Here is a 23965-nt window from a genome sequence, read left to right as displayed (position 1 = left end):
TAGGCGTTGCCCGTTTGGCGAACGTGTGTCCTCTTACCCGAGCACCGGATGCGTCAGAATTCACCTGTCCTGTTCGATGAAGGAAAATGGTGAGCGGACTGTCCGACAGGCGTTACAGGCAGCCTTATGATGCCGCTGCGCTGTCGGGCTCGGCTGGAAAATAGACTAAAGTTGACGTCAATGATGGCAGTGCAAACACGGGCTCAAGAACGCCTCCTTTGGTAATCGCCGCGAGACGCACGCATAGCGCTGGCGATGGCCTTGTTCGTCGCATCGGGTTCGAAGCGCTCAGGGTCGAAGTTCTTACCCGCCCAGCGGCGTACTGACTTATGCTCTTCATGTCGCTCATCGAGCCAGGCTTCCAGGAACTCGGCATAGCCGGGGTAACCTCCAACATCTTCTGGCGGGCCGGCCCTTGCACCTGCAACGCAGCGAGGATACTTGACGTCATCTTCGATCTGGCAGCGACGGAGCACCAGGCTGTGGCGCCAGTCATCGCCAAAGTCATATTGGTATGTGATCGTTAGCGATGCAGCGTCCTCGCAAGGGAAGGTCAGATCCTTGAGCTGTATGTCAGTCGCCTCAAGGACCTTCGGCCCGTAAGCACCAACCTCGATGGCCTCCGGCGCACCGATGGAAAGGCCCCCGACATTGAATTGGTGCAGGTGACTGTCGGTCCACCCGAATGCTGCTTGCAACACTTCGTGAAGCTGCGCGAAATTGAGGGTGCTGGGTAACTCCAGGGTGCGCGAAATAGCCGGCTCGACACCGACAATCCGGGCTTCTACGCGAATGATATAGGCGTAGGGGTCGTAAGGCTTGGCCATGGCGCGACCATGCCTGCGATAGCGTAGGGGATCAAGGTCTCGGCTGGCGAGGCAAGGTGACACACCGTTGGTAGCTGCAGAGGCGGACGCAGCATAACCGAACGTGCGCCTAAATGGGTGCGCCACGATCTGGAATCGAAGCACGACGTCATTCGCGCTCGTGCGGAGGAGACGCTGGCCGCGATGATTGCCGCGGCCCTGGCCGAGAATCCATCCTCCGGCAGCTAGTCGAAAAATGTCGAGAGCCTGCCTCTGCGTCACAGCAAGAGCGGCGCTCCGCCGCAGCCATTTGGCGGAATAATGACGTTTTTCGTTCCTGAGCATTGCGAATGAAGATTTCGAATGATTGGTCGGATTATCGGAACCATCGCAGGTAACCAGGCAGCGAAGCTGCGTTACGCAGCCCCCACGGTATTGCGCCGTTGAGGCTCACTTGGGCTGATCGCGGCCGCCGGGGGCGGTTACGCCTGTAACAGCTACCTGACGGCTTGCCGGTCTCCACTGCGCCGTGTTGGGGAGAACGTGCCCGGAAGGGCAAGTACCTTGGCTTCAAGATCGAAATTCCAAAGCTGTCCTAGCCGGCGGATATCTTGGACATGCGTGGAGCGTGTCGACGCTTACCCACGGCATCTAGACCGAAATGGTGACGGGGCAGGCTGCGAATAGTAATCGCCAATCTCGTTCGGAACCAATCATCATCGCCATTTTGAGCCGCCTCACTGAAATCGCGAGACGGCCCAGATCGGCTAGAAATCGGCCCGCAGGCCTAGGGCGTAGTAACGGTCGCCCGCGTTTCCCTTCACGCGGATCTTCGGACCGATCGGGAAGCTGACGGTTCCGTAGGGACGGATCTTTTCGCTGCTGAATCGAGCGCCACCGCCAAACTCAAAGCTGGCCGGCAGAGTGTAGGTCGCTTCGATCTTGCCGTAGGCTTTCACGGCAGTGTTGCTGCACTTTGCATCGTTCGCAAATTGTCCGGTGGAACTGTCACGGCATCGCGACTGACCGTTCGAGAAGTGATCCTCGTAGTACCGATCATTGTCGCCCTTGTAGACGAAGGCACCACCGATCGGCCGAAGAGTGAACCCGGATAGAGTGAAGTTGTAGCCGACGCCAAACTCACCGCCCCAAACGGAATGGGCGCGTGCGCCGTTTGCTTCAATTGCCACGCCTTTGGCAAGAGCAGCTGGCGCGGAGGAAAAGGCGAGGGCCGCGACCGCCGCCGCAATTAACTTTTTCACGAATATTCCCCTGTTAACAAAATGCCGTCCGGCCGTTAGATTGCCACATCTTTACAATCAACTGTCTCTGGTCAATTAAATGCCGGTGGCCGTCTGTTTCACCAATAATGATGGCTGGGATGGTGCGAAGCCGGTGCATTTTTTAACTTGGAAAAGTAGGTGTGATGCAACTTCAAGTGATGGTGGGTGGTAAGACTATAGCAGTTGACGGCGTGCTATTTCACAGTGCCGCGGCGATAGCGAAGTGGCAAAGGCTATTGGCCGAAGCTCAGCCACTAGTCGGTAGTTTTTCGACTGGAATTGGCATTTGGGGTTCACCTGGGGTCGCGCTGGCCGGTGCGGCTGCGCTAGGCTTTCTGGAAGCCGCCGTTACGGGAGCCAATCAGAAAAGGGGCTTCCACATTCTCGCGGAGGCGTATGCTGCTTATGAACGCCTGAAGCCGCGCGGCGTAATTGTTCCTGTCTCAGATATTTCAAACTGCGAGCATCCTGCCGTAGCCAATTGGAGAGCGCGTGGAGCCGTACCTTCCGAGATGGATGTGCGAAATATGGGAAGAGCCGAATTGGCGGGGCTTAAGGATCGCTATGGCGCGACGGATGAAGAGCTAAGGTCAGGCTTTTTGATAAGAGAGACAGTTCAGGACCTTATGGTCCTGCCGGATGAATTTGTGACATGTAGGTCCGGTGGCCGATTAATGATGATAAAATGGGACCGCGTAGAAACCTATGAGCTGCAAGACTAGGAGGTCATGTAGAAGATAGCCACCATGCCAGGGCCTGCGTGGTTGCCCGGTCCATGTTTACCGCTTCATAGACGAAGCCTGGGTGCTTGGGGACTTATACCAAGGTGCGTTGAGGCTGACTCACGCGGGGGATTCCCAAGCTCGTGAAAATCTGATTCGACGTAGCAGGCACGTGGAGGCTTGCGATGGCGGCAGCGATTGGGGTTCGGTCTGACTACACATCGGCGGATTTGCGGCAGTTTGCGCGACGAAGCGATGATGCGGATCAGGTCCGGCGGCTGTTGGCGGTGGCTCTGATCCTGGACGGCGGGAGCCGGAGCGAAGCGGCGAAGGTTGCCGGCGTCACGCTGCAAATCGTGCGCGACTGGGTCCTGCGGTTCAACGAAGGCGGCCCCGATGGTCTGACGACGCGCAAGGCGCCGGGCCGGGCCGCGATCCTCAATGACGAGCAGCGCGCGCGGCTTGCGGCGATAGTCGAGGCAGGGCCAATCCCCGCGGCGCATGGCGTGGTGCGCTGGCGGCTTGCCGATCTGACCCAGTGGATCTGGGACGAGTTCGCGCTCTCGGTCACGCGCCATACCCTCGGGCGTGAGCTTCGCGCGATGGGCTACCGCAAGCTCTCGGCGCGGCCCCGCCATCGGGGGCAGAAGGGCGACGACATTGCCGATTTTTAAAAAGCTTCGCTGCCCGCCTGGCGCAGATCAGGCGGCGCCTCCCGCGAGGAACGCCGATAGAGCTGTGGTGGCAGGACGAGGCTCGCATCGGTCAGCAAACCAAGCTCACCCGGCGCTGGGCGAAGCGCGGCACGCGGCCCTCGGCACCCAAGGATCAGCGGCGCTCCTCGGCATGGCTGTTCGGCGCGATCTGTCCCGCCGAAGGTAAAGCCGCCGGCATCGTCATGCCCCGCTGCAACAGCGAGACGATGAGCATGCACCTCGAGGAGATCGCCTTCCACGTCGCGCCAGGCGCACATGCCGTTCTGCTGCTCGATCAGGCCGGATGGCATGGATCGGTCGAGTTGGTCGTGCCGCCCAACATCACCTTGATGCCGCTGCCGCCCAGGTGCCCGGAGCTCAACCCCGTCGAGAACGTCTGGCAGTTCATGCGCGACAACTGGCTGTCGAACCGCATCTTCCAATCCTACGATGACATCGTCGACCACTGCTGCTTCGCCTGGAACAAGCTCGTCGAACAGCCCTGGCGCATCATGTCCCTCGGACTGCGTCAATGGGCCCATGGGTTCTGATCAATGCACCTTGGTATTACGTCGCGTTGGCGCATCAGCCGACTGCGCTCCGAAATGGTGCTGGTGCGGTGAGGGATCGTGACGGCGCCGAAACCGGCGCCGTCACTCGTTCTCAGTACGTCTCTTCGGACTGCTGGTAGGCTGTCCGGCTGACGAGATCGTTGATCTCGCTTGCGCGCTGGTTGTTGAAGCGGGCCTGGCACTGCAGGCGGGCGGCTTCGCGCTCGGTGGGATCGGTCGAAGTGTTGGCCGCCTCGATCTTGCACTCGGCGTCCTTGCGCTTGATCCAGGCGCGCTGCATTGGCAGCACGCGCTGGCGCACTTCTGAGGGCAGCGCGTTCCACGAGGCGTTGATGCCCTGCATGGCGAGATCGTTGGTGGCCTTCGCTTCCTCATAGACCGCCTCGCGCTGGTCGGTCTGCGCCTGCTCTGCCTGCTGCTGCTCGGCGGCTTCCTGATCGATGCGGCTGCGGTTGGCCTGTTCGACCGGCTTGCGCAGCAGGTGTCCGCCGACGATATCGCCGATCATGTGCGTGATCATGTCGGGATTCTCCACTTCGGCATAGACCTTCTTGCCGTCATCGGTGGGCTGGACGTTGAAGTCGGCGTCGAAGACGATGGCATTGGCGTCCTTGCGGATGCCTTCCTTGTCGGCGCGCTTGCCCAGCGTCTCCTCGCCAATCAGCGAGAATACCGCGTCGGCATCCTTGAGGATCTGCTCGGGGAAGCTCACCTTGAGATGGCCGGTGCAGAACTTCTTGCTGCTGTCCGGGTCTTCCTTGGTGGTGCGCACATCCTCGAAGACGAACTTGAGCTGGTCCAGCGTCGCGCGGATCTTCGAGCCGGTGGGCTGCGATCCGCCCTCCATGTTCTCGGCAGCCTTGAGGACGTATTTCTCAACCGCTTCGCGGACCGCATCGATCGCGGTCGTCTGGCCTGCGGGATCGAGGCAGCCCTGCGGGCCGGAAATCAGGTTCGAGATGGCATCGCAGCCTGTCAGGGACAGGCTGACGACCGAAATCAGGATCGCTCTGCGAAACATGGTTGTACCCCCTATTTGTACGGAGGCGCGGCAATAGGCCCGGTTCCTTGCGAACCGGTATCCGCAAAAACTGCGGAGTTGCCGTCTTGCTAAATTTTAATCCGCGTCCCCGCCACATGCCGGAACGCGCGTTCGCGGCAGGTCAGCAGGATCACCTGCATCCGCTCCGATGCCTCGACGATCAGGTCGGTCATCGCATCCAGGCGCACGTCGTCGGAATAGACCAGCGGGTCGTCGAGGATCAGCGAGACGGGGCGGCCTTCCTCCAGCAGCATGTCGGCGAAGGCGAGGCGGGTCAGGATCGCCAGCTGTTCCTGCGTGCCCCTCGACAACTGCTCGCAGGCCTCGTCCACCCCGGCGCGGCGGATAGTGGAAAGGCCGAGGTCGTCGCCGAAGGCCGGCTCGGCGCCCGGCAGGATGCGGCCGACATGGCGCGCGGCGCGGCTCGCCACCGGGCCGGTGATCGAGCGCGCGGTTTCCGCCTGCGCCTCGGCCATGGTCGCGCGCAGGAGTTTGAGCGTTTCAGCCTCCTCCTCGATGCGGATGAGCGCGGCGCGGGCGGCTTCGTCCTCCTCGCGCGCGGCGGCGGCGTGTTCGGCGAGGCCCTTGCCGCCGTCGCTTTCCACCTTGGCCTCAAGGCCCGCAATCTGCGCCTTCAGCTCGCTCTGGCGCTCCTGTGCCGTGCGGCGGCGCGCGGCGAACGTGTCGAGGCGGCGGGAGAGGGCGGTTTCGTCGAAGGCGCGCGCGTTCGCCTCGGCCTGCTGCAGCGCGACCGAGGTGGCAGCGGCGGCTTCGCGCGCGGCGATCAGCGTCGCGGCAAGGTCTGGGAAGTCGGCATGCGCGGCGAGCAGCGCCAGTTCGTCGGCCACGCGGGCGATGTCGCTGGCGGCGGCGGCCTCCTCGATGGCGAGGGGAACGCGCGCCTTCTCGGCCTCGCGCGCGTCGTCCTCGGCCTGCCGGGCCTGCGCTTCGGCGCGGGTGAAGGCGGTGTCGGCGCGGTCCTGATCGGCCTCCAGTTCCGCGATGGGGCGGGCAGGGGCCTCAGCCTCTCCGGCCTCCAGCGGGTGTGCGGCGACGAAGGCGTGCAGGGGTGCCGCTCCGGCGGCAAGGCCGAGATCGCGGTCGGCCGGCGCGGCGGCGAGCACGCGCGCGGCCAGCGTTTCCAGTGCGCGGGTCGCCTCGCGCGCGGCTTCGGCGCGGCCTTGAGCCTCGGCCAGCGTGGCGACCTGCCACTGCGCCAGCAGCGCGGCACGGCGGCCTTGCGCGCCGTCGAGCGCCGCCTGTGCCCCGGCCAGAGCCTGCGAGGGGCGCAGCACCAGTTCACCGCCGCCGGGCAACCCGATGCGGGTTTCGCGCGTCAGCGTCCATTCGCCCGGTTCGAGCGGCGCGCCGTCCTTGGTGATCCCTTTCGCCCCGATCAGTTCGACGCGGGTGCCGTCCGCTTCGAGCAGCGCGGCATAGCGCACCACCTCGCGCTCGGCGGCAGCGAGGTCTTCGAGCACGCGCGCGGGCACGGCCTGCTTCACCGCCGTATCGAGCGGGCCGCGTTCGGCCTCGAGCGCGGTGACTTGCGCAAGGCGTTCATGCGCGGCGGCGATCTGCGCGCGGCGGCGTATCGCGATGTCCTGTGCGCGGGCCTCTGTCAGCGCCGTACGCGCTGCGTCGCGCGCGGTTAGCGCCGTATCGAGAGCGCCGCGTGCCGTCTCGGCGCGGGTGTGCGCGGTGGCGAGACCCTCGGTCAGCCCTGCGAGTTGTTCGCGCGCCGCCGCCTGCCGCGCCTGCGCCGAAGCCTGCCGTTCGAGCGCGGCGACGTGGCGGGTGGACAAGTCCTCCAACCCGCCGAGCCGGGATGCCGCCGCGGCGCCTTCGGCCTTGCGGGTGGCGAGCTGCTGCGCCGCGCCGCGTGCGGTTTCGAGCCGGGCGAGGACATCGGCGCGCTCGGCGGCGTCGGGGTCGTCGTCCAGTTCGCGGCGCAGGGTCGCCAGCTGGCGGCGCGCGGCATCGAGATCGGCGAAGGCGGCTTCGAGCAATTCCTCGCGCCGCTGGGCTTCGGCCAGCGTTTCCACCGCCGCGCTTACGCGCTTCTGCGCGGCGAGCAGGCGCTGCGTCGGTGCGCCCGCCCGGCCGGTGAAATAGGCCGAATACTGGGTGTCGATGCGCGCGCGGATGCGCTCGAACGCGGGGCCGCCGACCAGCGCGCCCGCCTCGCCCTCCAGCGTCGCGCCGATCAGATCGCGCAGGGACGAGCCGGGGGCCTCCACCGAAAGCCCATCCGTCTGTGCCACCCACAACATGCCGAGCGCGCCGTGCAGATTTTTCGCAAAGTGGTCTTTCTGGAGCCCCGCCTCGAAGCCGAGCAGGTCTTGCAGCGCTTGTTCGGCAGCTTCGCCCTGCTGGCGTCCGGCGGGGCCTGACAGCTCCACTGAGGGGGCCTTGACGAACTTCTTGGTCAGCGACCACGCCGAACCGCCGACCTCGAAATCGAGCGCCACCTGCGGCCCAACATTGTCGCCGATGGGCTGGAACGAGCGGATCAGCTTCGTCGTCGAGCCGTGCTTGAGGAACAGCGCCGCGCGCACCGCTTCGAGCAGGGTGGACTTGCCCGTCTCGTTCGGCTCGATGACGATGTTGAGGCCCGGCGTCAGCCCGGCGATCTCGTGAGGTGCGCGGAACTTGCGGAAGTTTTCCAGCACGATGCGGCGGATCAGCAGGCTCATGCGGCGTCTCCCTGATCGCGGAGCGTTTCGACGAAGAGGCGTTCCAGTGCGCGGCGGGCGCGCGGCGCGTCGGGGCCGTCGGCCTCGATCTTCGCGCGAAGCAGGGCGCCGGCGCGGCCGATCATGCCTTCGCTGGAGAGCGCGGCGAGGTCTTCCTCGGTGGGCCGGGCCACCACGTCGGCGTCGCGCACGTCGAGATGGCGCAACCGGTGCGTCAGGTCGTCCTCGATGCGCGAGAGCATCGCCACGCGGTCGGTCAGCGGGACGATGCCGGAAAGCGTCAGGCGCAGCAGCGTGGCGGCAGGCTCGCAGGCGGCGAGGAGGTCTTCGGCCAGCGCCGCGAAGCCGATCGCGTCGGCCACCGGCCAGTCGCGCGACAGCCAGCGGAAGCGGCCGGTGGGCAGCGGCGTGACGCTCACCTTTCCGAGTTCCAGATCGACCAGCAGCGCTTGTCCGGGATCGTCGCGGCCGGGCTGGAAGCGGTCGGTCTCGGGCGTGCCGGAATACCAGGTGCGCGGATCGACCTGCAGCGTGCCGTGCCAGTCGCCCAGCGCCAGATAGTCGAGATTGGACAGCCGCGCGCGGTCGGGCGCGATGAGGTTCTTGGTGTCCCCCTGCGAGCCGAAGCCCCGGATCGAGCCATGCGCCAGCCCGATCCGCAGCCGCGCGCCGGGCGTTTCCATGCGGGCGAACGCCTCGGTCGGATCGTCGAGCGTGTGGCGGTGGAGCAGCGGCGCGGGCAGCAGCCACACGCCGTCCTCGATCTCATGCGGCGCGGGTTCGGACAGGACCGTCACATTCGCGCCGGCGCGCTTCCTCACGCGGTCCCACAAGCCGCCGTTACGGGCGAAATCGTGGTTGCCGGGGAGCAGCCACCAGCGGCAGGCGTGGGCTCCCATGCGGGAGACGGCCTGAACCACGGTGCGCTCGTCCGGCCCCTCGGTGTCGAACACGTCCCCGGCGACGAGGACATGGCCTGCGCCATGCTGCGCCGCCGCCTTGCCCAGCGTGTCGATGGCATCGAACCGCGCCTCGGTCAGCGCCGCGCGCGTCTCCGCATCGAAGCGGCCGAAGGGTTTGCCGAGCTGCCAGTCGGCGGTGTGGATGAAGCGCATGAGGTCCGGTGTCCGCTGGGGTTTAGGGGTGTCGTCTAGCGGGGCCTGTGCGCCGGGGCTACGACAGAAGCGGTCGAGGATGCTTTGGCCGGCCGCATTCCGATTACCTGCGCCGAAACCGGCCCGTCCTGTCCGCGCAGCCACCGGTCGATCGCGGCGAAGACGTCGGCGGGGTCATTGCCCAGCATGAGCGCCCTGATGATCGCCGAGCGGTGCCGGGTCATGTCCGGGCTGTAAGACTTGCCGTGATCGCGCCAATGGGCAGCCATCACGTTCTTCGCCTCCTCCTCGCTGCGGCGCTGGAGGTGCTCACCGGTGTCGGCGTCGATCCCCAGCCCGGCGAGGAACCGTGGGTCCACCGACGACCAGTCAAACGCGCGCGCGTGAGCCTGCCGCACGAACACGTCGGGCAGCGGGTTTTCGCCCTTCTTATTGACGACGAGGGTTGTCAGGTCGGGATACCGGTACGCCTGCGTATGACCGCGCAGCACTTCGAGGCGGCGGCCCATGCTCGTCGCGATTTGGGCGTGGATCGGGTGTTCCTGCCCAGTCAGCAGCTGGCGGGCGTCGAGGACCAGGTTCTCGAAAGTGATCGTCCGCGCTGCCTGTGCCCCGGCGACGGCGACGAGGACGGGATAGACCGCTCCGGCGATCGCGTGGTCTATCGGCGTGGAGTTGCGGCCGTCGGTCGGCGGAATGTCGTGCGGCATGGAGGCTCCTTGGCAGTTGCGGGATCGGTATCGGGGCACAGTGTGACAGTTCCGGTCGCGGCAGCTGTGACGTCGCTGTGGCGCTCCTGGATGCCGTTGTGTGCTGTTAAGTGCCGCCGCGTCGATCCGGGGAAATTACGGTTTTCCAGAAGGTTTACGCGATCTGGAAATTCCATGTGACAAAGCCGGGGCAAGCAGGCTCTTCCCGGGCCGCCTCAGCTCAGCCTTCGCACCGGGTGAGTGAAAGCGGCGGGCGGCTTCGGAAGCCTGGTGTCTCCCTCGGGAAACGTCTGCCTTCAAATGGCGTGTCGCAAGCCAGTGGGCCATCTGGGCAAACCCCGGATCGGGCGTCTTCAGGTTGATTCGCCGCGGGACAGGGCGATCAGTTGCGCGGTGCCGTTGGTGCGGGTCTTGGTGATGATCGCGGCGCGGTGGTCGTCCACCGTGCGGTCGGAGATGCCGAGCATCGGTCCCATCTCCTTGTTGGTGTAACCCTGCGCCATGGGGGCCAGCATTTCGCGCTCGCGCCGATGAGCAGGGCGGAGACAGCGGCGATGACGCGGGGACCATACCAGCTTTTGCGCTGCCCGGCCCAGCGGGTCGACCGCCATAGGATTGTCCCGAATCTCAAACGCGCGATGATTTTCCTGCCCTGGGACGTAAGGCAAAGATTGTCTCGCAGCTTACATCCGGGAAAATTCCAGGACAGAGGATATAGCGTGTCGGGAGGCCGGCGCTTTCACCTGGATTCGTCCTTCGGTTTGTGTGGTTGTTGGCGAATGCCGGTCAGGACGCGCGCGAAACAGGCGAGAACGGCTTCAGGATCGTGATCGCGCTCCAGCTTGCGCAGGCGGAAGTGGACGTGGGCCATCGTCTGGTAATACGAAGTGAAGGCTGGATTCAGCACCGCGCCGACCGCCGCGCTCACCAGCGGCATCGACTTGGCTACGGCTTCGGCGGTAACGGTTGGCAGCAGACGCGGGACGACGACACGCAGCATCGCTTCAAGCGTCTTGCCGCGCAGCGCCAGCCTTGCGCCGAACAGGCCGGTGTCGACGTCGTCGTCCTCGCTCAGCGGGCCGCCGAAGCCGAACACACCGATGCATTGCAGACGGACGGCCTCGTTACCGATGTCCTCGCCATAGCCGATCGCGATCTCCTGGATCGAGCGCAGTATGAGCGTGGTCGTCATGCCAAGATCCAGCGCCAGCGTCGTCAGGCCGCCGACGCCGCCGATGGCGCCGCTGACCGACGATGCGACTTGATGCCAGCGGTCTCCCGCGCATTTGGCAAGCACGGTGTTGAGGTAGCTACGCGATTCCGGCTCGGCCTGCGTTCCGCTGGCAGCGGCCTAGGACGTGCGCAGGGCAATGTCGGTCGCCTGCGCGACGGCGGCCTGCCAGCCTTCCGGCACTTTGCTGAGCGCGCTTTCGATCTTGTTGCCCAGCATGTTCGACAGCTTCACCACCGGCCCACTCGCCTCGCGATAGTTTTTCGCAATGGCGCGAAGTTCCGCGACCTCCTCGTCGTTGAACGCTGCGCAGGAATTTCCCAGAGTCATCGTCATCGAACCTCGAACTTGAACTGCATCGTTCGCCGCATCCAGTTTGTTCCCATACGCATTCCTTTATTGCCGCTTCCAAACCAACAGTCCGGGGCGGCTTAGGATTTGCGAAGCCCGCAGGTATGCGTCGTGTGCACAGGCTTGTCCCCATGTCGCAATCCGCTCGTCCATCAAACCGGTTGACCGTACCGGCCCCCAAGTGAGAACATAAAACGAACATTTCTGAGTCTTTCAAAGAATCACCATGTCCTTAGTTTCATCGCTTACGCATCCGGGCATCGATGCCCTCCGCACGCTGGCGACCCCGCTGGCTGATCATCGGACCATGCCTTTTGGTATGGATGCTCTGGATGGCCGCCTCGGATCCGGTGGCCTGCGCGCCGGCGCCCTGCATGAAGCGACCGCGCTGACCTGCTCGCTGGTCGATGATGCCGCGGCTACGCTGTTCCTTGCCGGCATCGCCGCGCGCGAAGCCCGCTGCTCCGCCGCACCGGTCCTGTGGGTCAGCTGCCGCAATGACCTGTACGCACCGGGCCTGGAACAGGCGGGCCTGGCTTCCGCAGACGTCATCCACGCGCAGCCGCGCGACGATGCGGCGCTACTCGCCGTGGTCGAGGATGCGTTACGCGATGGAACGCCGGCGGCCGTCGTCGCTGAAGCCAGCAAGGTTTCGATGGTTGCCACCCGCCGCCTGCAGCTTGCGGCTGCCGAGGCCGACATTCCGGTGCTCCTGCTGCGGCGTCACCGCGGGCGGGATCGTGACCCGTTTGCCGACCCTTCGGCGGCCTGGACGCGCTGGCGCATATCCAGTGCGCCCTCCGAGCGGCTCGGCGTCGCCGGCGTCGGACGCCCGCGCTGGCTGGTCGAACTCGCACGCCAGCGCGGCGGCGAGGGCTTTTCCCTGATCGTGGAGGGATGCGATGCGACGGGTCGTCTCGCTGTTCCTGCCGTTCCTGGCCATCGAACGGCTGAGACGGCAGGACCGGTTCGCCGCGCCGCGGCCTGAGCCGCGCGCACTCCAGCTTCCCGTCGACGACAATCCCGGTGCCTGCTCGGTCCCTCGCGGGGGCGGATGGCGACCGGGTGCGCGCTGGGCTCGCGAGCGGCAGAACGCAGGAGGGCAGGGCGCCGTCAGGGGCGAGGACCGCACACGCCTGGATGTCGAGCGCGAGATCGCGGCGCTGCCGCTGCACGCCAAGCCGCCGATGCGCGAACTGGGACGGCGCTCCGAGACGGCAGAGCATCCGTTCAAGCGGACGGTCTCTTCAGTGGTATCGCAAGAGGCGGGCGATGCACCGCAGGTCATGGCTGCCCCGCTGGCGCTCATCGGCAAGGTCGGCCGCCGCGACGAGATCGTTGCGGCTTGTCCGGCGGCAAGAGCGCTGGGCATCCATGTCGGCATGGTGGCAACCCATGCCCGCGCGCTCGTCTCCGATCTCGACTTCCGCGCCTCCGAGCCCGAGGCCGACCAGGCGCTGCTCGATCGCCTCGCTTTGTTCGGCATCCGCCGCTGGTCGCCGATCGCCGCGGTCTCGCCGTCTGACGGCATCTGGCTGGACCTCACGGGCGCCGCGCACCTGCATGGCGGGGAGGAGCGTTTCTGCCAGCGGCTGCAGGCCTTCTGTCGCCGCGCCGGGTTCACCGCGCGCATCGCAATTGCCGAGACCCCGGGCGCCGCGCACGCGCTGGCCCGCTACGGCCGCGAGGATATTGGGATCATCCCTCACGGCGGCGTGGTGAAGGCGCTGTCGCCGCTTCCGGTCGCCGCGCTGCGCCTCGAAGGCGGGGCGCTGGCCGCCGCGCGCAAGTTCGGTTTCGAGACGATCGCCGACCTGATCCCCGTGGCGCGCGGGCCGCTGGCACGCAGGCTCGGGCTCGCGGCAATCGACCGGCTCGATCAAGCGCTTGGCGGTAAGGCTGAACCGATCACCGCGCGGGAGGACGTGGTCATCCCTGCGGTCGAGCGTCGTTTGCTCGAACCGATCGGCACGGCCGAAGCGATTGCTCAGGTCATGTACGACCTGTTGAAGGATTTGGCCGAAGTGCTCCAGCGACGGGGGCTGGGTGCGCGCTCGCTGCGCCTGACTGCTCTGCGCGTTGATGGCGGAGAGCAGGTGGTGGCGATCGGCACCTCTCGGCCCACTCGTGAGGTGGCGCACCTGCTGCGCCTCCTGAAGCTCAGAATCGAGCGCATCGATCCTGGCATGGGTCTTGAACAGTTCAGGCTGTTGGCGCCGCATACCGAGCCGCTCGATGCCGAGAACCTGGGGGCGATCCTCGCTGGGGAAAGTACGGTGCGCGATCCGGCGCGCCTGGTCGACGTCGTGGCAGGCAGGATCGGACAGGGCGCGGTTTTCCGCATTGCGCCGGTCGAGAGCCATGTGCCCGAACGTGCCGTGAGGCCGACCAGCCCGATCGCGACAGCCGGCTCCTGGCCGGCGTGGCAGCGGCCGGTGCGGTTGTTCGCGCGGCCCGAGCCCTTGTCGCGCGTCATCGCACTGCTGCCCGATCAGCCTCCGCGCCGTTTCGAATGGCGCGGACGGTCCTACACGGTCGTGGCCGGCGACGGGCCCGAGCGCATCCATGGCGAGTGGTGGCGGCGCAACGGTGAAGTCTGGGCCGTGCGCGACTACTACCGGGTCGAGGACGAGGGGGGCGGGCGCTACTGGGTGTTCCGCCGCGGCGACGGCGTTGCCGGCGAGACCGGCGATCTCTCGTGGTGGATGCACGGGGTGTTCGCATGACCGCCTACGTCGAACTTCAGGTGCTGACGCACTTCTCGTTTCTGCGCGGCGCCTCGAGCCCGGACGAGCTGTTCTCGGTCGCGGCGAAGCTCGGGTATTCCGCCATCGGCATTGCCGACCTTGGCAGTGTCGCCGGGGTGGTCCGCGCCTGGGAGGCGGAGAAGGCCACCGGGGTACGCCTTATCGCCGGCACCCGGGTCGATCTGTCCTGCGGTCGCCGTCTGCTGCTCTATCCGACTGACCGGCAAGCCTGGTCGCGGATCACGCGCCTCCTCACCATCGGCAAACGCCGGGCTGGGAAGGGGGCGTGCCTGCTGCACTGGCATGAGCTCAAAGCCTGGTCCGAGGGCGTGATCGCCATTCTGTTGCCGCACGAGGCGGATGCCGAGAATGCTGCAGCGCTCGTCGATCTGCGGTCCGTCTATGGCAGGCGCGCGCATATGGCGCTGTTCCAGCGCCGCCGCCCGGGCGATGCCGTGCGGATCGACGCGCTGGCGCGCCAGGCGAGGGAGGCCGGGGTGCGCGCCGTCGTCACCGGCGACGTGCTCTACCATGCGCCCGATGCCCGGCTGCTGCAGGATGTGGTGACCGCGATCCGGCACAATTGCCGGGTCGACGACCTTGGCTATCGCCGCGAGGTCAATGCCGACCGCGCGCTCAAGTCTGCGGAGGAAATGCAGCGCCGTTTCGCCGCCTATCCCGATGCCCTGCGCGCCAGCGTCGATATCGCCGAGGCCTGCACATTCTCGCTTGGCGACCTCACCTATCACTACCCGCAGGAGCAGGTGATCGAGGGGCTGACCGCGCAGCAGGCGCTGGAGACAATGGCGCGCGAGGCGCTGGGCGCCATGTTCGGCGGCGATCCTCCGCAGGACTACCGCGACCAGATCGCCCATGAGCTGAAACTCATCTCCGAGCTGAACTACGCGCCCTACTTCCTCACCGTCCATTCGATCGTCGCCGAGGCGAGGCGCCGCGGCATCCTGTGCCAGGGCCGGGGATCGGCCGCCAACTCCTGCGTCTGCTTCGTGCTCGGCGTCACCTCGATCGATCCGATCAAGCACGAGTTGCTCTTCGAGCGCTTCGTCTCGGGCGAGCGGCGCGAGCCCCCCGACATCGACGTCGATTTCGAGCATGAGCGGCGCGAGGAAATCATCCAGTGGATCTTCGATACCTACGGGCGCGACCGGGCGGCGCTGACCGCGGTCGTCACCCGCTTTCGCGCGCGCGGTGCAGTGCGCGATGTCGGCAAGGCCATGGGTCTGCCAGAGGACCTGACCTCGTCGCTGGCAGGGCTGGTCTGGGGCTGGTCAGCCGAAGGCGTGGGCGAGAAGCAGGCCGAGGAACTCAATCTCGACATGTCGGATCGGCGGCTGCGCCTGACACTCGACCTCGCGCGCCAGCTGATCGGCGTGCCGCGCCAGTCGAGCCAGCATCCCGGCGGCTTCGTGCTCACGCACGATCGCCTCGATGATCTGGTGCCGATCGAGCCCGCAGCAATGGCCGACCGCCAGATCATCGAGTGGGACAAGGACGACATCGATGCGCTCAGGATGATGAAGGTCGATGTGCTGGGTCTTGGCATGCTGGGATGCATGAACCGGGCCTTCAACATGCTGGAGGAAAGCAAGGGTCTGAGAGTCGGCCTTGCCGACCTGCAGAGCGATGATCCCGACGTCTACGCCATGATCCAGAAGGCCGACACGCTTGGCACCTTCCAGATCGAGAGCCGGGCACAGATGTCGATGCTGCCGCGCATGAAGCCGCGCCGCTTCTACGACCTGGTGATCCAGGTCGCGATCGTCCGCCCCGGCCCGATTCAGGGCGACATGGTCCACCCCTATTTGCGCCGCCGCGAGGGGCTGGAAAAGCCGGAATACCCGCGGCCCGAACTGCGCGCGGTTCTGGAAAAGACGCTGGGCGTGCCCCTCTTTCAGGAGCAGGCGATGAAGGTCGCGATCGTCGGCGCGGGCTTCACCGCCGTCGAGGCTGACCAGCTTCGGCGCGCGATGGCGACCTTCAAGATGACAGGCGGGGTCTCGCATTTTTCCGAAAAGCTGATCGAGGGTATGGTCGGCCGCGGCTATCCGCGCGACTTTGCCGAGCGCACCTTCCGCCAGCTTGAAGGCTTCGGCTCCTATGGCTTCCCGGAAAGCCATGCCGCGAGCTTCGCCAAGATCTCCTATGCCTCGAGCTGGATGAAGCATCATCACCCGGACGTCTTCTGCGCCGCCCTGATGAATGCGCAGCCGATGGGCTTCTATGCCCCGGCCCAGATCGTCGGCGACGCGCGCCAGCACGGCGTCGAGGTCCGGCCGGTCTGCATAAACGCGAGCCGCTGGGATTGCTCGCTCGAGCCGACACGAGGTCGATACCATGCCGTGCGGCTCGGCTTCAGGCAGGTGCGCGGGCTCTCCAATGCCGATGGCGCCAGCATCGTCGGTGCGCGTGGAGAGATCCCGTTCGAGTCCGTCGAGGATGCCTGGCGCCGCTCCGGCGTTCCGCGCGCCGCGATTGAGAAGCTGGCGGACGCCGACGCCTTCCGCGCCTTCGGGTCCGACCGGAGGCAGGGGCTATGGACGGTGCGGGGCCTTGGCGAAGCTCCGCTGCCGCTTTTTGCTGCAGCGGATCGTGCAGCAAAAGTGAAGAGCGCGGAAGGTGTCGAACCGGAGGTCGCGCTGCGCCCATTGACCGATGGCCGGGAAGTAATCGAGGACTATCGATCGTTGCAGCTTTCGCTGCGTGCCCATCCGCTCACGTTCGTGCGCAATGAATTGACCCGGCGCGGCGTCACGCGCTGCGCAGACCTTACGAATATCCGCGATGGCCGCAAGGTCGAGGTCGCCGGTATCATCCTCGTCCGCCAGAAGCCGGGCTCGGCCAAGGGCGTGCTATTCATCACCATCGAGGACGAGACCGGGATAGCCAACGGCATCCTCTGGCCCGATCGCTTCGAGGCCCAGCGCCGCACCGTGATGTCCGCCTCGATGGTGGGGCTCAAGGGGCGGGTGCAGAAGGAGGGCGAGGTGATCCATGTCATCTGCGACCGGATCATCGATCATGGCGATCTGCTGCATAAGGTTGGCGAGATGTCGTTCCCGCACCAGACGGGCAGGGGTGACGGAGCGCGCCATGCCAGCGCGCCGGATCGCGGTGACGTTCTCCGTGGCAAGGGAAAATGGAGCCCCAGACCCCACGACAGCTACTGGCCGCCGCATGCCGATGGCCGCGATCCCGAAGACGTGGTTCGCTTCAAGTCGCATGATTTTCACTGACCTGTGGCCACCCTTCCCAGACATCAGCGCGTGATCATCGCGCTTTCGGTGCATATCCTGCGCGGCGGCGTGGTGCGCTGTGCGGACGGCCGGGTCGACAGCGTCGAAGTGCGCCTCGCCTTGCGGTGCCTGCTCCCGCATTGCCGCGAGCGCTGGCCGCTCGAGCTCTACTGGGATGCTGCAGGGCAGGGCAACGAGATCGGCAGGGCGCAGGGGGTGACTGCCGCGTTCAACGGCATCGTGAGGCAATTGCGGCTAGCGGGTCGATACGAGGAAGACGGGGCTGCGTAAGCGCAGAAGTCCTGTGCACGCGCCCGGGGGTCATCTGGCCTCGCATAAAATGTTCGTTATTTGTTCCAGCCATGCTATGGCCCGCACATGGTCGACTCAGCCATCCGCAAGATCATTCACGTGGACATGGATGCCTTTTTTGCTTCCGTTGAACAGCGCGATGATCCAGCCCTTCGGGGACGTCCGGTAGCCGTCGGGCATGGCGCGTCCCGAGGTGTCGTCGCGGCGGCCAGCTATGAAGCGCGCAAGTTCGGCGTGAAGTCAGCGCTTCCCTCGGTAACAGCACTGCGCCGCTGTCCGGAACTGATCTTCGTGCCGCCACGCTTCGAGGTCTACAAGGATGTGTCGCGCCAGATCCACGAAGTCTTTGCGCGCTACACCGACCTAATCCAGCCGCTTTCCCTCGACGAGGCCTATCTCGACGTGACAGCGAACAAGAGCGGTATCGAGACAGCCTGGAGGACGGCCAAGGCCATCCGCAAGGCCATCCTCGACGAGACCGGGCTCACGGCATCGGCGGGGATCTCATACAACAAGTTCCTCGCGAAGCTGGCATCCGACCATCGCAAGCCGAACGGACAGTTCGCTGTCACCCCGGATATGGGCGAAGCTTGGGTGGAGACGCTGCCGGTCAGTCGCTTTCACGGGGTGGGGCCGGTGACGGCTGAGAAGATGAAGCGCCTGGGTATCGAAACCGGTGCCCACCTCAGGGCAAAGTCGCTGGGCTTCCTGCAGCAGAACTTCGGCAGTTCAGCAGAATGGTACTTCGCGATCGCGCGGGGCGTCGACGATCGCCCGGTCAATCCCAACCGGGTGCGCAAGTCATGCGGGTCGGAAACGACGTTCGACCGCGACCTGACGGAGCCCGGTGAGATCGAGGCCGGTATCCTGAGGATGGCCGATGACGTCTGGCGCTGGTGCGAGGCGCGCGAAACCTTCGGGCGGACCGTTACGGTCAAGATCAAGTACGGCGACTTCCAGCAGATTACACGCAGCCGCAGTCAGCCCAGCGTCATCTTGACCCAGGAGAACCTCCAGCGCTGCGCCATCGATCTCGTACGCACGGTGTTGCCGCCGATAAAGGGGATCCGGCTGGTTGGCGTGACGGTGTCGAATTTCGGTGAGGCCCCGGCGGCGGATTTGGCCGCCGGGGTCGAGTTGCCGATTTTCGGTGAAAGCGAGGCGGCATGATGCTGGACCTGTTCGATACGCCCGTTCTGCCCGGTCTCGCCGAGCGGCCGGACATCATCGATCGATCGGAGGAGCAAATGCTGATCCGCAGGATCGACGAGAGCGATCTGAAGCCGTTCCGCTTTCAGGGCTGGACCGGCAAACGGTTCACCACATCATTCGGGTGGTGCTATGACTTCGAGGCGGGCAAGCCCATGGAAGCGCCGCCGATCCCGGACTGGCTGGAGCCGTTTCGTGATCGGGCAGCACATTTTGTCGGCCTTGCTCCCGATCTGCTGATCCAGGCCTTGCTGATCCGGTACGATCCAGGTGCGGGCATCGGCTGGCACAGGGATCGCCCGGTCTACGAGCACATCATCGGCATATCGCTCGGAGAGCCCGCGACGATGCGCTTCCGGCAACGGCGCGGCGAAGGCTTCGCGCGGGCCTCAATGCCTCTGGAACCACGTGCAGGATATCACATGAGCGGGGGTGCTCGATACGATTGGGAGCACAGTATCGCCGAGATGGAAATGCCGCGGTGGTCCATCACCTTTCGCAGCATGGCCAATGCATATGCGAGGTAATATTATAATCCTTCCGCTGAGATTTCATGACGAGATCAAAGTATGTAATTGGTTACATCGACAATTCATGGCGAAGTAATTCAATTATCGGTTGAATGTCGTGATTTTGTCGCGAATCACTGGTAGAGACTCGGCTCGAAACGCCAAAGGCGTTCGCAAGGAGAGATGATCGTGTTCGACCAGATAGACGCTGCCTACTTTCGGCAGCGCGCGCATGAAGAGCGTGAAAGGGCCGCCAATGCCCGGGGCAGCCTCGCGGAACGTTTCAGGCGCCGCGCTGCGGCCTTTGAAGCAAAGGCGCGCGCTCTGGCCTGATTGCGCAGGTCTCATTGCATGCACTGCCCATTCTCATCGCCGGGGAGTTCGCCTCGGCTTGGCTGGAAGTGCTTAATGAACCTCAGCGGTACCGGTTCGCTGATCGAGATTTATGAGGACACGCCGCGGTGCAGGGCACCGCCACAGGTCATGCGCCCGTCGCGATGGCAATGAAGGCATCCACACCGTAGAGATGTGCATCGATTTATCGGGAACAAGCTTATGTGCAACCGCGCCCGCCTGAAAGGTGAGATCGAGACGATCTGGGGGTCGATCGCCGAACTTTTCAGCGAGCGCCCACGCGACAATCGCTTCGATCCCCAGGAACTGCGACCCAAAAGCCGGTCCTACGTTATACGCGAACAAGGCGGTGTGCGAGACTGGGATGTCATGACCTGGGATGTCCTGGGCGGCAAGGCGGCCTGGCCAATGACCAACGTGCGTAACCTGGCGATGCCGCAATGGCGGCGGCTCGCCGAGCGTCCGGAGAACCGATGTGTGGTGCCGCTCACCGAGTTCTGCGAGTTCACGCCGGACAAGCATGATCTCGGCGACGGCAAGCCGCCATTGAAGGGCGAGATGTGGTTTTCGGTGATCGACCAGCCGGTATTCGCGGTCGCCGGGTTCTGGAAGCCAACCGAGGGCGGCAACGCCTTCGCCATGGTGACGTGTGATGCCAATTCGCTCGTCGAGCCGATCCATCCCAAGGCGATGGTGACGATCCTTGAAGCCTCGAATGTCGATGTATGGGACATTCTGCTCGGTCCGGTTTGGAGCGCCAACAGCGGGACAGCGGACATTCAAAGACGTTTTCCTTAAGGAGCGCATCTGCCCCAATCGTAGTCCGAACTGAAAACCCGCGTGTGTCGGATCAAATTCCCAGCTTGTGGAAAAAGACCTTATTCCGCATCCCGGGGCAGGGAGTTTGCCTTGTCGCCGGCACCGCCAAGGTCATGCGCTGGCCTGATCTCGCTGATTGTCGGCAAACTGCTTGGCCCAGCACAGGCCGTCGACCAGCTCCATCTGCGCGATCGTCGTGCAGGGGATCTCGAGCAGCTTGGGATTGGCGAAGATCACCGCGAGGCAGCGGGCTCGGCTGATCGCGACATTGAGGCGGTTGCGGCTGTAGAGAAACTCGATGTTTCGGGGGAGATCGTCGCCCGACGAGGTGGCCATGGAGATCAGCACGACCGGCGCTTCCTGGCCCTGGAACTTGTCGACCGTCCCGACCCGTGCGCCTTCGGGCAGCGTGCGCCGCAGCAGTTCGACCTGCATATTGTAGGGCGAAACGACCAATATGTCCTCGGCACTGATTTCATGGCGTTCGCCCAGCTGGTCGGTCCAACTTGCCCCGAGCAACGCGCTATAGGTAGTCGCGAGCCGCTCGGCTTCCTCGGGCGAGCGCTGCGTACGGCCGCTATGGTTGACCGCGACGAAACGCAGGCCCGTGGCCGCAAGGGCAGCGGGATCCGCGGCGACGTCCACATCGATGTGCTGCCTGGTTGTGCTCGTTTCGGCCTGGAGGCGCCCTTCATAGACCGCTTCGGAAATGAAGGTGCAGAGGTCGGGATGCATGCGCCGGGAGATGGGCAGGAAGACGCCCTGATCGGCAGGCACTGTTGCGTGTCCCTCGAGCAGATGGTCGAGGGCCGATCGGCCGCTGCCGCCCGGATGCGTGCCCTTGATCGGCTGTGACAGCTGCATCTGGTCGCCGACCAGCACGATGTTGCGCGCCGCCGTTCCCATCGCGATGACATTGGCGAGGCTGACCTGGCCGGCTTCGTCGATGAACAGATAGTCGAGCGTGCCGTCGAGGTCCTCGCGGGCGAACAACCAGGCCGTACCCGCAACGAGCTGATGATGTGGCGACACACCGCTTCCGCTGCCGCCGACGACATCGACAATCCAGCCGTCCGAACCGAGGATCTGATCCTCGCGCGAGGATTTCTTCATCCCGCGATAGCGCAGACCTTTGGCGGCCGTCTTCGCTTCGACATCCTTGAGCAGGTTGTTTATCGCCTTGTGTGAGTTGGATGCAACGCCGATGCGCTTTCCCGCCGCGAGCAGCGCGACGATCGCTTCGGCCGAGGTGTAAGTCTTGCCGGCGCCCGGCGGACCCTGGACGAGCAGATAGCTGTCATCGAGCCAGCTCAGGGCATCGATCGCGCCATCAGTCGCGTCCGTGCCTTCGGGCACGATCGCCTGTCCCGAGGTGCGTCCGGCAAGCTTCGGGCGATCGCGGCGCAGGATTGCGGTCACGGCGACATAGCGATCATCGCCATTCGCCACGCTCTGGGCATAGCGGTGCACCGCGGCGCGCAGGATCTTGTCGCCCACCGGGCCTTCGGGGATGAGCGCGGTGCCCGGCTCGATGGCCGAGCGGCTTGGCCCGAGCTTGAGTTCGATCGTGTCTGTGTCCTCGTCGAGCGACATGATCTCCCCTGCGGGCTCCAGCGTGCCGGAGCGCAGCGGCTTGTCGCCGACCTTCATCTTGAAGTCCTGCGGCGGGAAGGTGAACGGATGGACTACCGACTTCTTGTCCGCCCAGGCACGCAGCGTGGGGTGGGGCTGGAGGTTCGCCAGGCATTCGGCGTCGTCGAGCAGCGCATCCGCGTCCATTTCCTGCCGCGCGAACATCGCCCACCAGCTGGGCTTGGCCTCGCGGCGATGAAATTCGAGCAGATCGACCAGCAGGCGGCGCCACGGCGTGTCGTCCGCGGCGATCAGGGCCACTGCCAGCTGCCGCGTTCGCTCGTCGGCCTCCTCGCGTGCGGCGACTTTTGCCGGATCGGCGGGCGCCAGCGTCCGCCCGGTGAACCATGGCGTGCTATCGGGTCGCAGGGACAGGAGCCAGTCGCGGCAAAGCCGGGTCGAGCGGCAGTCGATCTCGTTATAGTCGGCGATCTCCGCGAGAAGCTCGTCCCCGCCGACCCGGCGCCAGCGCTCATAGATCACGATGCTATCACCCGCCGTCTTGACCGCGCCCTGCCGGCCTCCGGGAAGATAGAAGGCCTCCATGTTCTTGATCGAGTAGCGCGGCTCGGACGTGCGAATGGCTTCGGCAACGACCTTGTAGAGATCGACCAGCCGGTCGCCGCGCAGCAGATCGTCGACCTCCTGTTCGCGCGTCCCGTGATACATGGCGAGGCGCTTGAGCGCCGTCTCTTCGTAGGACGCATAGTGGTAGATATGCGCGAGGGGATGGCGCGCGAGCCGCGCGGTCATGAAATCGATCGCCTGTTCGAACGCGATCTTCTCGCTCTCGCGGTCATGCGCCCAGAAAGCGTGGAAACGATCCTCGCCCTGGTCCAGAGCCACCAGCCCGAACAGATATTCAAGGCCGCCCTCGAACAGCGGATCGCCCTCCATGTCGAAGAACATGTCGCCCTCGTCGGCATGCGGCAGGCGCGCAAAGCCGCGCCCCGGCGCGGCTTCGAGCAGCTCGATGCGCCCCTCGCCGGTCTGCCGCTGGTGAGCCTGTAGCCGCGCCTGGGCCGCGAGCTTGGCGACGGTGCCTGCCTGCATACCGGGAATTTTCGCGCCGGGAGGCAGGGCCGCGAGGGCGCCGATGCCGTCGATGCCAGCCTCGCGGAGCGCCGATCGCTGGCTGCGCCCCATGCCGGCCACGATCGAGAGGTGATCGGCCGCTTCCCATTCGGCGGTGCAGTGATCTGACCAGCGGCAGAAGCTGCAATGGCCGCAGGGATCGCCGGCCGAGCTGTCCGGCACAGCGGCGGCAAAGCCTTCGAAGCGCTCGCGCGCGATCGTGAAATAATGGATGAGCGAGGACGTGGGCAGGGTGGCGATGTCGCCACTGCCCAAAACGACATGCATCGACGGGGGCGCTACGCCCTGCACGCCGCGCAGCATGTCGGCATAGACGCAGAGCTGCAGAATATGCTTGGGCTTGGCCGAGCGGGCGAGCTTGGTGTCGGCGACATCATAGGTAAAGTCGCCAAGCGAGGAGGGAACGTCGTCGCGCTTGAGCAGGAAATCGGAATAGCCATGCCATTGGCCTGCCAGGAACGCGCCCTGATACACGACGTCATAGCCGGCCTGCATGGCCTCGCGCGTCGCCTGCGCGCGTTGCTCGAGCGTGCCCTCGCTTGAAATCTCGGCGATCGAGCGCCCCTCCGCGCGAAGCCTCTCGAGATAGGCGCGTTCGTGCTCGATGCCCTTTTCCTGGAGCAGGACCGCGCTGTCGTCATCGGGCGCGAAACTGGTCGGCGTTGCAAGGTTGCCGACGTCGAGCACGGTCGCGTGCGCGCAGCCCATGAAGTTCACCAGATCGCTCGCGGAATAGAGCGTCTGCCCGCCGTGCCTCAACATCCCTGTTCCTCTCGATACGCCGCAAGAACCACTCGACTCGTCATGGCAG

20 protein-coding genes are annotated in these 23965 nt (G+C 65.2%); 10 read left to right on the top strand and 10 right to left on the bottom strand.

Features of this window, described 5'->3' with window-relative positions:
* Positions 1 to 203: 203 nt before the first annotated feature.
* A complete protein-coding gene (locus BES08_RS25605) occupies positions 204 to 827 on the bottom strand; it encodes a plasmid pRiA4b ORF-3 family protein (RefSeq protein ID WP_069709696.1) in 624 nt (207 codons plus the stop codon).
* Positions 828 to 1573: 746 nt separating this feature from the next.
* On the bottom strand, positions 1574 to 2068 hold the full coding sequence (locus BES08_RS25600; protein WP_069709695.1) for a hypothetical protein: 495 nt from the start codon (positions 2066 to 2068) through the stop codon (positions 1574 to 1576).
* A 161-nt stretch (positions 2069 to 2229) separates the two neighbouring features.
* On the opposite strand from BES08_RS25600, the gene BES08_RS33140 reads away from it, so the two are divergent.
* Positions 2230 to 2811, top strand: coding sequence for a hypothetical protein (locus BES08_RS33140; RefSeq protein ID WP_197524526.1), 582 nt, complete (start codon positions 2230 to 2232; stop codon positions 2809 to 2811).
* A gap of 185 nt (positions 2812 to 2996) precedes the next feature.
* Positions 2997 to 4057 (top strand): IS630 family transposase gene (locus tag BES08_RS32115; protein WP_375154548.1). Its coding sequence is split into 2 segments (ribosomal slippage): positions 2997 to 3468 and positions 3468 to 4057, totalling 1062 coding nucleotides; the frame shifts between segments, so codons are not numbered across the junction.
* A 112-nt stretch (positions 4058 to 4169) separates the two neighbouring features.
* Here BES08_RS32115 and BES08_RS25580 read toward each other — a convergent pair.
* The 7 genes from BES08_RS25580 to BES08_RS25550 form a co-directional block, all read right to left on the bottom strand.
* On the bottom strand, positions 4170 to 5099 hold the full coding sequence (locus BES08_RS25580) for a lysozyme inhibitor LprI family protein (protein WP_069709691.1): 930 nt from the start codon (positions 5097 to 5099) through the stop codon (positions 4170 to 4172).
* Positions 5100 to 5188: 89 nt separating this feature from the next.
* Entirely contained in the window at positions 5189 to 7816 is a 2628-nt protein-coding gene (locus BES08_RS25575; RefSeq protein WP_069709690.1) for an AAA family ATPase, read from the bottom strand.
* A complete protein-coding gene (locus tag BES08_RS25570) occupies positions 7813 to 8931 on the bottom strand; it encodes a metallophosphoesterase family protein (RefSeq protein ID WP_069709689.1) in 1119 nt (372 codons plus the stop codon). The genes BES08_RS25575 and BES08_RS25570 overlap by 4 nt, the downstream gene beginning before the upstream one ends.
* Positions 8932 to 8966: 35 nt before the next feature.
* Positions 8967 to 9641: a hypothetical protein gene (locus tag BES08_RS25565; protein WP_069709688.1), complete on the bottom strand. Its 675-nt coding sequence runs from the start codon at positions 9639 to 9641 to the stop codon at positions 8967 to 8969.
* A 353-nt stretch (positions 9642 to 9994) separates the two neighbouring features.
* Entirely contained in the window at positions 9995 to 10252 is a 258-nt protein-coding gene (locus BES08_RS34525; RefSeq protein WP_069709687.1) for a LuxR C-terminal-related transcriptional regulator, read from the bottom strand.
* A gap of 128 nt (positions 10253 to 10380) precedes the next feature.
* A complete protein-coding gene (locus tag BES08_RS25555; RefSeq protein WP_069709686.1) occupies positions 10381 to 10938 on the bottom strand; it encodes an EcsC family protein in 558 nt (185 codons plus the stop codon).
* Positions 10939 to 10992: 54 nt separating this feature from the next.
* Positions 10993 to 11208: a hypothetical protein gene (locus tag BES08_RS25550; protein ID WP_069709685.1), complete on the bottom strand. Its 216-nt coding sequence runs from the start codon at positions 11206 to 11208 to the stop codon at positions 10993 to 10995.
* 241 nt (positions 11209 to 11449) lie between these two features.
* Between BES08_RS25550 and BES08_RS25545 the strand changes: the two genes are divergently transcribed.
* The 8 genes from BES08_RS25545 (at position 11450) to BES08_RS25515 (ending at position 20406) form a co-directional block, all read left to right on the top strand.
* Complete coding sequence (locus BES08_RS25545; protein ID WP_197524525.1) at positions 11450 to 12211, top strand: ImuA family protein; 762 nt, start codon at positions 11450 to 11452, stop codon at positions 12209 to 12211.
* Positions 12126 to 13949: a Y-family DNA polymerase gene (locus tag BES08_RS25540; protein ID WP_083274818.1), complete on the top strand. Its 1824-nt coding sequence runs from the start codon at positions 12126 to 12128 to the stop codon at positions 13947 to 13949. The genes BES08_RS25545 and BES08_RS25540 overlap by 86 nt, the downstream gene beginning before the upstream one ends.
* Positions 13946 to 17224 (top strand): error-prone DNA polymerase, encoded by a 3279-nt coding sequence (locus tag BES08_RS25535; RefSeq protein ID WP_069709684.1) that lies wholly within the window; start codon positions 13946 to 13948, stop codon positions 17222 to 17224. Before BES08_RS25540 ends, BES08_RS25535 begins: the two co-directional genes overlap by 4 nt.
* 30 nt (positions 17225 to 17254) lie before the next feature.
* Positions 17255 to 17515 (top strand): hypothetical protein, encoded by a 261-nt coding sequence (locus BES08_RS25530; protein WP_231958432.1) that lies wholly within the window; start codon positions 17255 to 17257, stop codon positions 17513 to 17515.
* An 87-nt stretch (positions 17516 to 17602) separates the two neighbouring features.
* Positions 17603 to 18706 (top strand): DNA polymerase IV, encoded by a 1104-nt coding sequence (gene dinB / locus BES08_RS25525; RefSeq protein WP_069709682.1) that lies wholly within the window; start codon positions 17603 to 17605, stop codon positions 18704 to 18706.
* Complete coding sequence (locus BES08_RS25520; RefSeq protein WP_069709681.1) at positions 18703 to 19272, top strand: alpha-ketoglutarate-dependent dioxygenase AlkB; 570 nt, start codon at positions 18703 to 18705, stop codon at positions 19270 to 19272. The genes dinB and BES08_RS25520 overlap by 4 nt, the downstream gene beginning before the upstream one ends.
* A 165-nt stretch (positions 19273 to 19437) precedes the next feature.
* Positions 19438 to 19587: a hypothetical protein gene (locus BES08_RS33135; RefSeq protein ID WP_156799963.1), complete on the top strand. Its 150-nt coding sequence runs from the start codon at positions 19438 to 19440 to the stop codon at positions 19585 to 19587.
* Between the two features lie 222 nt (positions 19588 to 19809).
* Complete coding sequence (locus tag BES08_RS25515) at positions 19810 to 20406, top strand: SOS response-associated peptidase family protein (RefSeq protein WP_083274817.1); 597 nt, start codon at positions 19810 to 19812, stop codon at positions 20404 to 20406.
* A gap of 132 nt (positions 20407 to 20538) precedes the next feature.
* On the opposite strand, the gene BES08_RS25510 is transcribed toward BES08_RS25515, so the two are convergent.
* Positions 20539 to 23916: a TM0106 family RecB-like putative nuclease gene (locus tag BES08_RS25510; protein WP_069709680.1), complete on the bottom strand. Its 3378-nt coding sequence runs from the start codon at positions 23914 to 23916 to the stop codon at positions 20539 to 20541.
* Positions 23917 to 23965 lie beyond the last annotated feature (49 nt).

This window comes from Novosphingobium resinovorum (assembly GCF_001742225.1).
In the GTDB taxonomy this organism is placed as follows: domain Bacteria; phylum Pseudomonadota; class Alphaproteobacteria; order Sphingomonadales; family Sphingomonadaceae; genus Novosphingobium; species Novosphingobium resinovorum_A.
Note: the sequence above shows the minus strand (reverse complement) of the source record. Positions and strands in the feature narration are given on the sequence as shown.

Coding starts and splice junctions, on each gene's coding strand:
- BES08_RS25515 (WP_083274817.1), top strand. CDS start 19,810: ATGTGCAACCGCGCCCGCCTGAAAGGTGAGATCGAGACGATCTGGGGG.
- BES08_RS25605 (WP_069709696.1), bottom strand. CDS start 827: ATGGCCAAGCCTTACGACCCCTACGCCTATATCATTCGCGTAGAAGCC.
- BES08_RS25545 (WP_197524525.1), top strand. CDS start 11,450: ATGTCCTTAGTTTCATCGCTTACGCATCCGGGCATCGATGCCCTCCGC.
- dinB (WP_069709682.1), top strand. CDS start 17,603: ATGGTCGACTCAGCCATCCGCAAGATCATTCACGTGGACATGGATGCC.
- BES08_RS25580 (WP_069709691.1), bottom strand. CDS start 5,099: ATGTTTCGCAGAGCGATCCTGATTTCGGTCGTCAGCCTGTCCCTGACA.
- BES08_RS25570 (WP_069709689.1), bottom strand. CDS start 8,931: ATGCGCTTCATCCACACCGCCGACTGGCAGCTCGGCAAACCCTTCGGC.
- BES08_RS25510 (WP_069709680.1), bottom strand. CDS start 23,916: ATGTTGAGGCACGGCGGGCAGACGCTCTATTCCGCGAGCGATCTGGTG.
- BES08_RS33135 (WP_156799963.1), top strand. CDS start 19,438: ATGATCGTGTTCGACCAGATAGACGCTGCCTACTTTCGGCAGCGCGCG.
- BES08_RS25535 (WP_069709684.1), top strand. CDS start 13,946: ATGACCGCCTACGTCGAACTTCAGGTGCTGACGCACTTCTCGTTTCTG.
- BES08_RS25565 (WP_069709688.1), bottom strand. CDS start 9,641: ATGCCGCACGACATTCCGCCGACCGACGGCCGCAACTCCACGCCGATA.
- BES08_RS34525 (WP_069709687.1), bottom strand. CDS start 10,252: ATGGCGGTCGACCCGCTGGGCCGGGCAGCGCAAAAGCTGGTATGGTCC.
- BES08_RS25540 (WP_083274818.1), top strand. CDS start 12,126: ATGCGACGGGTCGTCTCGCTGTTCCTGCCGTTCCTGGCCATCGAACGG.
- BES08_RS25575 (WP_069709690.1), bottom strand. CDS start 7,816: ATGAGCCTGCTGATCCGCCGCATCGTGCTGGAAAACTTCCGCAAGTTC.
- BES08_RS25550 (WP_069709685.1), bottom strand. CDS start 11,208: ATGACGATGACTCTGGGAAATTCCTGCGCAGCGTTCAACGACGAGGAG.
- BES08_RS25520 (WP_069709681.1), top strand. CDS start 18,703: ATGATGCTGGACCTGTTCGATACGCCCGTTCTGCCCGGTCTCGCCGAG.